Genomic DNA, 10,988 nt, shown 5'->3' on the forward strand with positions numbered 1-10,988 from the left:
ACTCGCGACAGCGTATCAGCCTGGTTACGGTACAACCTACTCTGATAGTCAGTTAACATTCAGCAACGCCGCGGATAATACCGACACTGTGTCTGTATCGCGAATGAACAATCAGCCAGTGCGCGATTATTCAGTGAAAGCTGCACCTACAAAAAAAAACTATCCATCAATTATAAATAAAGAGAAAAATCAGCAAGTTGAGCTGACTTTACGTTCAAATGTTTACGATGATGAAGTGTTTATTGATGGGGTGAGCTTTGGCTCTACGCGTTTAGTTACGCGTTTACCGCGTGGTGTGCATAACGTAGAAATACGTAAATTAGGTTATAAGCCTTACAAAGTAAGAGTTGATTTAACTAAAGCACAGACTATTCATGCTAACTTAGTAAAAAAGTCTGAGTCGATTGCTGCACCGGCTTACACTCGCGAGCAACCAAAACCTGTAAGTCGTACAGCAAGCACTAATCGCTCTGCTGATGTACAAAATAATGTTGTAGTTGTGCCCGCCGGTAAATTTAAGATGGGCGATATTAACGGCAATGGTTTAGCAAATGAACGCCCGGTTATTGAAAAAGTGATAGCCAGCTCATTTGCTATGCAAACCAAAGAGGTTACCGTAGGTGCCTATGAAGCGTTTGTAGCAAGTACTGGGTATAAAACACAAGCAGAGCAAAGCAAAGGGTGTGCTTATTATTTAAATGGCGAACCCGTATGGGAAGCTAATTTAAACTGGCGTAACCCAGGTTTTGAGCAAAGCAGCGATTTTCCTGCTGTGTGTTTAACATTTAACGACGCGAAAGCGTATGCCGAATGGCTCTCTGGCGAAACCGGCCAGCAGTACCGTTTACCTAATGAAGTTGAATGGGAATACGCCGCTCGCGCAGGTACAGAAACAGAATACCCTTGGGGTAACGAAATAGGTAAAAATTTAGCTAACTGTGGTTGGTGTGGTAGCGAATGGTCAAACAAACGTGCAGCACCGGTGGGTTCTTTTTCTCCTAACGCATTTGGATTATACGACACCGTAGGCAATGTGTGGGAATGGACAGCTAAAGAGTCGGGCGAATCTGATGTTGCAGTAAGAGGCGGGGCGTGGAACTTTGCACCAAGCCTTGCACGTGCTTCAACACGATTAATTTTAGCGCCAGATTTTAGATCTAACTACATTGGCTTTCGCTTAGTCCGCGAACGATAGCATTTAACCAAGGAAGCCTAGCTTCCTTTTTTCACAAATTAACAAAGGTAGTTGCGCTTTATATTGCTCATCTAATTAGGCATGTTAAAGTGAGTGCAGCTAACATAAGAACGTATTTCAAAGGTCATCCAGCCTCATGTTTAAAAAACTCCGTGGTATTTTTTCAAACGATCTATCGATCGACTTGGGTACAGCCAATACCCTTATCTATGTAAAAGAAGAAGGTATTGTACTTAACGAACCTTCAGTTGTAGCTATTCGTCAAGAACGCGCTGGTGGACCTAAAAGTGTTGCTTCTGTGGGTACAGAAGCAAAACAAATGCTAGGGCGTACACCGGGTAATATTAAAGCGATTCGCCCAATGAAAGATGGCGTAATAGCCGACTTTTATGTAACCGAAAAAATGTTACAACACTTTATAAAACAAGTGCACAACAATAACTTTATGCGCCCAAGCCCACGTGTACTTATTTGTGTACCGTGTGGTGCAACCCAAGTAGAAAAGCGTGCAATCCGCGAATCAGCAATGGGTGCCGGCGCGCGCGAAGTGTACCTAATTGAAGAGCCTATGGCCGCAGCAATTGGTGCTGGGCTACCAGTATCAGAAGCAACTGGTTCTATGGTTGTTGATATTGGTGGTGGTACTACCGAAGTTGCTATTATTTCACTAAACGGTGTTGTTTACTCATCGTCTGTGCGTATTGGTGGCGATAAATTTGATGAAGCCATTATTAATTATGTACGCCGTAACTTTGGTAGCCTAATTGGTGAAGCAACGGCTGAAAATATTAAACATCAAATAGGCTCTGCTTTTAAAACTGACGAACCAATTGAAATTGAAGTACGCGGTCGTAACTTAGCCGAAGGTGTTCCTCGCTCATTTACACTTAACTCGCACGAGATTTTAGAAGCACTCCAAGAGCCGCTAATGGGTATTGTAAGTGCGGTAATGGTTGCACTTGAACAGTCTCCACCTGAGCTTGCATCAGATATTTCAGCTCACGGTATGGTTCTGACTGGCGGTGGTGCACTATTAAAAGATTTAGATCGTTTATTAATGGAAGAAACAGGCATTCCTGTGGTCGTTGCCGATGATCCACTTACGTGTGTAGCACGTGGCGGCGGTAAAGCACTTGAAATGATTGATGTTCATGGTGGTGACGTTTTTAGTTACGATTAATGAAATTACTGTTTGGACAAACCATCTCTTTGCAACTGCGACTTTTTGTCGCAGTGCTTTTGAGCATAGTGCTCATTGCGGGCGATAAGTTTACACAAGGCGGCACGGTTGTACGTACGAGCCTTAATACACTTGTCAGCCCATTAATTTACGTTGCCAACCTACCTTACGAAATATTTAGCTTAGGTGCTAAAAGCCTGCATACCCGCGATCAGTTACTGAGTGAAAACGAAGCGCTGAAAAAAAAGCAAATGCTACAAAGCGAGCAATTGCAGCAATACCAATTTTTAGCCCGCGAAAACCAAAAGCTACGCGCTTTACTTGGCTCATCGGCTAAGCAATCTAATCGTAAAAAAATAGCCCAAGTACTTTCTGTACATTCAAACCCTTATAGTCATCAAGTGGTTATTAACCGCGGTACCACCGACGGCCTAAGCGAAGGCCAAGCGGTAATTGATGAAATGGGGGTTGTTGGTCAATTAACGAAAGTAGGCTCTACCACGTCGCGCGTGTTACTAATGACCGACACAACTCATGCTACGCCGGTACGTATACTACGAAACGACGTACGCACGGTAGTTGAAGGCATAGGTAAAATTAACGTTGTTAAGCTTTCGCATGTACCTCATAGCCTTGATGTTCGCATTGGTGATGTACTCGTGACCTCGGGGCTTGGCGGTACGTTTCCTGAAGGTTACCCGGTGGCTGTTGTCACCGAAATAAACCGCGATGAAGGGCGCCCATTTGCTCAAGTATTTGCAGAGCCTATTGCACAGCTAGACCGTATTCGTTTGTTGGTTATTTTATGGCGCAATCAACAGGAGCAAATCAGCGATGATTAATCGTTATTCATTGTTAATTGCCCTAAGCATCTTTTTTGCTTTAATTATGGCATTAATGCCACTGCCTTTTTCGTTTGAGCCCTTCAGACCTGATTGGGTGTTACTGGTATTAATGTACTGGTCGCTGGCAGTGCCGCATAGATTAAATATTGGTACCGCGTGGGTTGTTGGCCTACTCATGGACTTAGCCTTAGGCTCGCCATTAGGAGTAAACTCACTCACGTATTCTATTTGTATATTTGTGACCGCAAGTAACTTTCAAAAAATACGTAACTTTTCGCTTTGGCAGCAAAGCTTATTAGTGGGCTTATTTTTAACCTTGTATCACCTAATGCAATTTTGGTTAAATCACTTTTTATTAGGTGTTTATTTTAATCCACAATACCTGTGGCCAGTGGCGACCGGTATGGTCAGCTGGTTTTGGGTCTTTTTACTTCTTCGCAAATACCGTAGACATTTTAGGATCAGGTAATGACAACCGCAGTATATTTGGCATCAGCCTCCCCGCGACGTAAAGAGTTGTTGAGTCAGTTAGGCATTGAGTTTGAACAGTTCAGTGTAGATGCAGATGAAACCCCACTTGCAAACGAGCAGCCTCATGCATTGGTTGAGCGCTTAGCCCGCTTAAAAGCGCAAACAGGCGTAGCGCTTGGTTACACAGACCGCCCAGTGCTTGGTAGCGATACTGTGGTTGTTATTGATAACGAATCGTTGGGTAAACCACGCGATAAAAACCATTTCATAACAACACTTAAACGTTTATCTGGCAATACACATCAAGTACTTACTGCCGTTGCTTTTGCTACACAAACAGATGTACTAAGTTGTGTGGTGAGTACCGATGTGACCTTTAAAACCCTCAGCGATGAAGAAATAAATAGCTATTGGGAGTCAAACGAGCCACAAGATAAAGCCGGTGGTTATGGCATTCAAGGCTTAGGTGGTCGCTTTGTTACACACATTGCGGGTAGCTATTTTGCTGTTGTAGGCTTACCTTTATACGAGACCGAACAATTATTACAAGCATTCTTAAGAAGGTAACATGAGTACAGAATTACTAATAAATGTCACGCCAAGTGAAAGCCGTGTTGCCCTAATCGAAAACGGTGTATTACAAGAAATTCAACTAGAGCGTATAGGCAACCTAGGTATTGTAGGCAATATTTACTTAGGAAAAATAAGCCGCGTACTGCCAGGCATGCAAGCTGCTTTTGTTGATATAGGCCTAGAAAAAGCCGCTTTTTTGCATGCATCAGACATAGTCAATAGCGCCTCAATAGTTGAGGGGGTAGACGACGAGCCGATTAAAAAAGTACAAGACATACGTGAGCTGGTACGCCAAGGCCAATACATTATGGTGCAAGTGGTTAAAGACCCACTAGGCACTAAAGGAGCAAGGCTTACTACCGATATCACTATTCCTTCGCGCTATTTAGTGTTTATGCCAGACGCTACGCATGTAGGTGTTAGTCAGCGTATTGAAACCGAAGAAGAGCGTGCGCGACTTAAAAAAATAGTGGCAGAATACGGCGACGATAATGGCAGTTTTATTGTTCGTACAGCGGCAGAGGGCGCCAGTGAAGCGGAGCTAAGACACGATGCTGAATTTTTACGAAAACTGTGGCAAAAAATTGTATCACGTCGTAAAAAAACCAATAAAGCCAGTATATTACACGAAGACTTAACGCTTGCATTTAGAACCCTGCGCGACTACGTAGGTGAAGATATGGAGCGCATTAGAGTTGACTCTAAGCTAACCTATCAAGAGCTAAAGCTGTTTACTGAAGAGTTTGTGCCTTTGCTTTCGCAAGCACTTGAGTATTACCCAGGTGAGCGCCCAATTTTTGACTTATTTGACGTTGAAACCGAAATTCAAAAAGCACTGCATCGTAAAGTCACGCTTAAGTCGGGCGGCTATTTAATTATTGACCAAACCGAAGCGATGACCACAGTTGATGTGAATACAGGTGCATTTGTAGGGCATCGTAATTTAGAAGAAACCATTTTTAATACCAATGTGGAAGCCACATCAGCTATTGCTAGGCAGCTACGCCTGCGTAACTTAGGCGGTATTATTATTATCGATTTTATCGATATGATCAGCGAAGATCATAAACGCAGAGTATTACATTCTCTAGAGTCTGCACTATCTAAAGACCGTGCAAAAGCCAACATAAACGGCTTAAGCGCATTAGGCTTAGTAGAAATGACCCGTAAGCGTACCCGCGAAAGCCTTGAGCATATTTTGTGTGATGTATGTCCGGCTTGCTCTGGACGTGGCTCACAAAAAACAGTCGAAACCGTATGCTATGAAATACTGCGCGAAATAGTGCGCGTTAATCGCGCCTACGATGCCGATAAATTCATGGTGTATGCGGCACCTGCTGTAAGTGAAGCCTTACTCAATGATGAGTATCATAACCTTGCCGAACTTGAACTATTTATTGGTAAGCAGGTCAATATTCAAACAGAGAGCCTATACAGCCAAGAGCAGTTTGATGTGGTAATGATGTAATGAAAACGAAAGCGGTCTGTTTTTTTTGTTTTAGAAAGTTATGGCAAACCTGCGCCATAATTTTAGTATTACTGGCCGTGATTGTTTCTATTTTAAAGTACACCTTACCTTATGCAAATGACTACAAAGGCGATATAGAAACCTACCTGCACGATAAATTTGCCATTAGTCTTTCTATAGGCGCAATCTCTGCCAGTTGGCATGGCGCCGGCCCTGCCTTGGTATTAGAAGATCTCTCCTTTAAGGATAACGAAACTGCGCCTATATCGCTTACTATTGCCAAAACAAGCCTAGAACTTAACCTATGGGAGAGCATTAAAGCCTTTCAGTTAAAGTCTAATTACTTTGTTATTAATGGCTTTCATACCAGTGTAAATATTCAAAATTTATTTAATAACACCAATAACGATGATGTCTCGTTTGAACAAAAAGAGCTAATTGAAGAGCTGTTTTTGGGAGATACAGGGCATTTTGCTATTGAAAATTCGAGTATTAATTTCATTTTAGAAGATGGTAGAGAGCGCAAACTATTACTCGAAAACATAGTATGGCAAAACCAAGATGAACAGCATTTAGGAAGCGGCAGCCTCGCCTTGCCCGGCATTAGTGTGGGTAGCTTTGACGCTCGTATCGCACTTAGTGGCAAAACTATAGAGCAAATTGCGGGTGATATTTACGTACAAGCAAATAGCGTAGATGTGTCTAATTGGTTGGCGCAATATATTAATACTGAAAAACAACAGCTTTACACAGACATAAACTTAAAGTCTTGGCTTAAGCTCGAAAATGGTTTTATCAGCGATGTAAAAATGCAGTGGTTACCTAGCTTTGTGCACTGGCAAAACAACCAACAAGCTAAACAAGTAAGCTTAAGCGAAGGGGGATTTCATTTATTTCCTGAGGCAAACGCTTGGCACTTAAAAAGCACGGGCCTAACATTTAGTAATAACGACACAACCTGGCCAAGTCTAGAATTTGAGGCAAACTTAGGTAAGCAAAATAAAGTGTGGCTGCAGCAGGTTGATCTTTCTTTACTGAGTAACTTGGCGTCGTTAACTAATTTTGAAGCATTACAGCCACTTTTAAACCGCAAACCAAGCGGTTTTATCGATCAAGCCTACCTAGAACTTAATCCAGATGAGCAATGGCAGTTATGGTTTTCAGCTAATAATATTGGCTGGCAAGAAGTGTCTGGTATTCCTGCAGCGCAGGCGCTGAGAGTCTCGGGGCTTATAAATCAGCAGCGCGGGCGAGTGCAGCTATTTGGCGAAAACGGGACTTTAATAACCGGCAACAGCTTCAGTAAAAATATTGATTACAACCAAATTAATATCGATCTGGATTTAGCAAAAACAGATAATTACTGGAATGTAAGCAGTAATAATATTTGGTTTGATAATAACGAAGTTACCTTAGCGGCTGAGCTAAATGTAAGCCTTAGCGACGATCCTCGCTTAGATCTATACGCAGAAGCCTATGCAGAAGATGCCACAGTAGCTGGGCACTACTTTCCGTTAAAGGCAATGAGCCCTCAACTTGTAAGCTACTTAAACGGTGCAATAAAAGGGGGCGAAGTAGCTAAGGCGCAAGTATTATTTGCAGGTCCGCTCTCAGGTTTTCCTTTCACCGATGGCAGCGGCCAATTTGATGTACTCGCGCAAATAGATAACGCAACGTACGCGTTTGACCCCAATTGGCCGGCAGTAACTAACGCTAATGTGCAGCTGCATTTTGCCAACGAGCGAATGGATATTTATAGCCAGCAAGGCCAGTTAGTTAATTTAGAAGTAGGCGATAGCGTGCAAGTGAGTATTGCCGATTTAATGCACGCTGATCAACTCATTGTACAAATAGATAAACGCGCGCAAATGGAAAAACTGCATGACTTTTTTGCAGCCACCCCGATTGCAAACCCACTGGCCAATATTTTTGAAGTGGTGCAGGGTAAAGGTCAAGCCGATGCAAGCGTAACTCTTTTGATTGGCTCTAAATTTAAAGGTGGAGCCAGTGTCAGCGGCAAAGTAAAACTAAACGATTTGCCTGTTTATATTGCAGCCCCTGGCATTGCGCTTGAAAAACTAAGCGGCGAGCTCAGCTTTGAAAACGATACAATTAGCATGCAAAACGCCAGCGCTACATGGTTGGGTATGCCGCTTAGCATTAACTATAATAGTGCAAGCGAAGCACAGCAGTACACCGCTAATATTGATATAACGGCGTTACTAAATGCAGATAGACTAACAACCCAGGCGCAAGGTGTACTGAAAGGGTACCTGAGTGGGCAAAGTGAAGTTGATTTAGGCCTTGCACTTAATTTTACTGAGCAAGGCTTTAATTACCGCGCTCAGGTAAGCTCAGAGCTACGAGGGTTAACGAGCACGCTACCAGCGCCCTATGGCAAAACAAGTGAACAGGTTTGGCCGTTAACTGGCATAGTGCAAGGCGATGATATTTCAAATCTTATTACGGCTAATGCTAATCAGCAGTTATATTTTAATGCGATTTTAGAAAACGGTCAGCCGCAATTTAGTAATATGCATATTGTACTTGGTGAGCAAGATTTAGGGCTAAATCAAAAAGATTTAAGCGTTAATATTAACCTTGAACAAACGCAACTAGAAGCATGGTTTGAATTAATAGACCAAATAATTAAAGCCGCTCAAGCTAAGCCAAACCAGCAGTCTGAGGGTATTATGCCGCCATTAAATGAAGTGGTTGCGCATATTGACAAGGTTAATGCTAGCGACATTATTTTTAACGATTTTGAAATGCGCTTAGCGCCCCAGCAAAACGACCTATATTTAAAACTTAATGCCAAAGAGCTGCGTGCTGACGTGTTTATTCCCAGCTCTCAGCCAAGCCAGCCGATACGTATAAATAGCGATTACTTAAGACTTAACTTTGCACCTAAAGTAGAAGAAGATCTTGAGATCACCGATGTACTGCCAGAGCAAAACCTAGCGTGGCTTAACACAGTACCTGCCATTGAATTTGAATGTGCAGATTGTAAAGTGGCAAGTTATCAGCTTGATAAAGTGAGCGCTTCGCTGGTCGGTGAAGGCGACAAGCTTACTATTTCTGAGCTTGTGGTTGATAAGGGCGACCATATTTTACGTACCAAAGGGCAATGGCAAGGTGGCTTTACGCAATTTAATGGTGAACTTAAAAGTGACGATATAGGCGCGCTATTTGATGAATTTGATATCACCACCGCTATAAAAGACTCAAAAGCCGATATTAACTACAACCTTGCTTGGCAAGGCGCCCCGTATGACTTTGATATACCTAGTTTGGGCGGTGAAGTTAAGTGGGATTTAGGCGAAGGCCACATTGCTGAAATAAGTGATGGTGGGGCACGTGTATTTTCGCTACTTAGCCTTGACTCGCTAGTGCGTAAATTAAAACTCGATTTTAGAGATGTATTTTCAAAAGGCTTTTTTTATAACAGCTTAAAAGGCTCTATGCAGCTAGATAAAGGTATAGCCTACACAAAAGATACCAAAATGGATGGCGTGCCAGCCGATTTAACGATTAACGGCTATGCTAATTTAAACACCCTTGAAATAGATTACGATTTAGCTGTGGCACCGCAAGTAACATCTAGTATTCCGGTTATAGTGGCTTGGATGGTTAATCCCGTCACAGGGCTTGCCGCTTTAGCGCTTGATAAGGTTATTCACTCAGCAAGGGTGATCTCCGAAATTAACTTTAAAGTAACCGGCAAAATGAATGACCCTGTGGTACAAGAGCTTGAGCGTAAAAGTAAAGAAGTTACCTTACCGCAAGCTGCGCAAAATCAGCCGCAAGCGGCCAGTACACTCACACTTAAAGATGCCGCGGTAACAGCAACACAATGAGTACGCTAAACGCCAATATAATTGCTTTGCAAATGTGCTCAGGCACCAACCCCGACGAAAACATGGCAACCCTTGGCGAGGCGTTAAATAAACTCCCCGCAGCCAGGCCAATGCTTGTATGTTTACCCGAGGCGTTTTTAGTATTTAGTAAAAGTGGCGATGATACGCTAGCGGTTGCTAAACGTATTACTCACTACAAGCAGCAATTAAGTGCATTGTGTAAAAAGCATAATATTTGGTTAAATGCGGGCACCATCCCTGAGCCACACAAAAATAATAAATACTTTGCGGCCTCGCACTTATTTAATAGCCAAGGTGAATGCGTAGCCACGTATAATAAAATGCATTTATTTGATGTTGATGTGGCCGATAAAACCGCCAGCTATCGAGAGTCAGACTTTACTCAGGCAGGCGATGATGTGGTGGTTGTTGCTACACCGTTTGGTAAAATTGGCTTAACAGTATGTTATGATTTGCGCTTTAGCGGATTATTTAGCGCACTTACGCGCCAAGGGGCTGAAATAATTTTAGTGCCCAGTGCTTTTACACTCCCTACTGGGCAAGCACATTGGCAACCCTTATTAAAAGCACGCGCAATAGAAACGCAATGTTACGTTATTGCAGCGGCGCAGTATGGAACGCATCAAAATGGCCGCCAAACATACGGCCACAGTATTATTATTTCACCGTGGGGCGAGCAAATAGCAACGCTTGAAAGTGGGGTAGGGTTTATAAGCGGTTACGCCGACCTAAACCAGTTAAATAAAATTAGAAGAGATATGCCCGTGCAATCTCATCAACGATTTAGAGAGCATTTATTATGAATTCGGTTGAACAGCATTTATTACACGACAGCCAGCTAAATCGAGAAGAACTCGAAAAAACGCTTGGGTATATTCATCAGCATAAAGTGGATTACGCCGATTTATACTTTCAATCAAGCCATCATGAGTCATGGGTGCTTGAAGACGGCTTAGTTAAAGAAGGCTCTTACAATGTTGAGCGCGGAGTAGGTGTACGTGCCGTTAGTGGTGAAAAAACAGGGTTTTCTTACTCTGATGCCATTAACCTTGAAGCGTTAAACAAAGCCGCAACGGCGGCTCGTAGCATTGCCGATGCAGGCGAAGATAAAACCATTAAAGTATTTAGCGATGTGAAAGCAAAAGAGCAATTTGCCCCGCATCAGCCAATATCAAGCATGAGTGACAGCGATAAAGTGAGTTTATTGCGTGAGCTTGAAAACTACATACGCGAACTCGCCCCTGATGCTGAGCAAGTAATTAGTTCAATGTCGGCTGTATACGAAGAAGTATTAATTGCTGCCAGCGATGGCACGTTTGCTACCGATATACGCCCGCTTATTCGTTTAAACTGCTCCGTTTTACTTGAAAAAAATGGC

The 10,988-nt window shown here is 42.8% G+C and carries 9 protein-coding genes; all 9 read left to right on the forward strand.

Annotation, left to right across the window (positions count from 1 at the left end; all coding sequences use genetic code 11):
• The coding region (locus L650_RS0105790; RefSeq protein ID WP_029772502.1) for an SUMF1/EgtB/PvdO family nonheme iron enzyme at positions 1-1,195 on the forward strand (1,195 nt) is incomplete at its 5' end.
• Between the two features lie 136 nt (positions 1,196-1,331).
• Positions 1,332-2,375: a rod shape-determining protein gene (locus L650_RS0105795; RefSeq protein ID WP_002958401.1), complete on the forward strand. Its 1,044-nt coding sequence runs from the start codon at positions 1,332-1,334 to the stop codon at positions 2,373-2,375.
• Entirely contained in the window at positions 2,375-3,217 is an 843-nt protein-coding gene (gene mreC / locus L650_RS0105800; RefSeq protein ID WP_024032490.1) for a rod shape-determining protein MreC, read from the forward strand. The genes L650_RS0105795 and mreC overlap by 1 nt, the downstream gene beginning before the upstream one ends.
• A complete protein-coding gene (gene mreD, locus L650_RS0105805) occupies positions 3,210-3,689 on the forward strand; it encodes a rod shape-determining protein MreD (protein ID WP_004585757.1) in 480 nt (159 codons plus the stop codon). Before mreC ends, mreD begins: the two co-directional genes overlap by 8 nt.
• A complete protein-coding gene (locus L650_RS0105810; RefSeq protein WP_029772503.1) occupies positions 3,689-4,258 on the forward strand; it encodes a Maf family protein in 570 nt (189 codons plus the stop codon). The genes mreD and L650_RS0105810 overlap by 1 nt, the downstream gene beginning before the upstream one ends.
• A 1-nt stretch (position 4,259) precedes the next feature.
• Entirely contained in the window at positions 4,260-5,732 is a 1,473-nt protein-coding gene (gene rng, locus L650_RS0105815) for a ribonuclease G (protein ID WP_004585759.1), read from the forward strand.
• On the forward strand, positions 5,732-9,589 hold the full coding sequence (locus L650_RS0105820) for a YhdP family protein (protein ID WP_029772504.1): 3,858 nt from the start codon (positions 5,732-5,734) through the stop codon (positions 9,587-9,589). Before rng ends, L650_RS0105820 begins: the two co-directional genes overlap by 1 nt.
• Positions 9,586-10,413 carry a carbon-nitrogen hydrolase family protein gene (locus tag L650_RS0105825; protein ID WP_029772505.1) on the forward strand — a complete coding sequence of 276 codons (828 nt, stop codon included), beginning with the start codon at positions 9,586-9,588 and terminating at the stop codon, positions 10,411-10,413. The genes L650_RS0105820 and L650_RS0105825 overlap by 4 nt, the downstream gene beginning before the upstream one ends.
• The coding region (locus L650_RS0105830; protein ID WP_029772506.1) for a PmbA/TldA family metallopeptidase at positions 10,410-10,988 on the forward strand (579 nt) is incomplete at its 3' end. The genes L650_RS0105825 and L650_RS0105830, both read left to right, overlap by 4 nt.

The organism is Pseudoalteromonas sp. TB51, from assembly GCF_000498055.1.
Classification (GTDB): Bacteria; Pseudomonadota; Gammaproteobacteria; order Enterobacterales; family Alteromonadaceae; genus Pseudoalteromonas; species Pseudoalteromonas atlantica.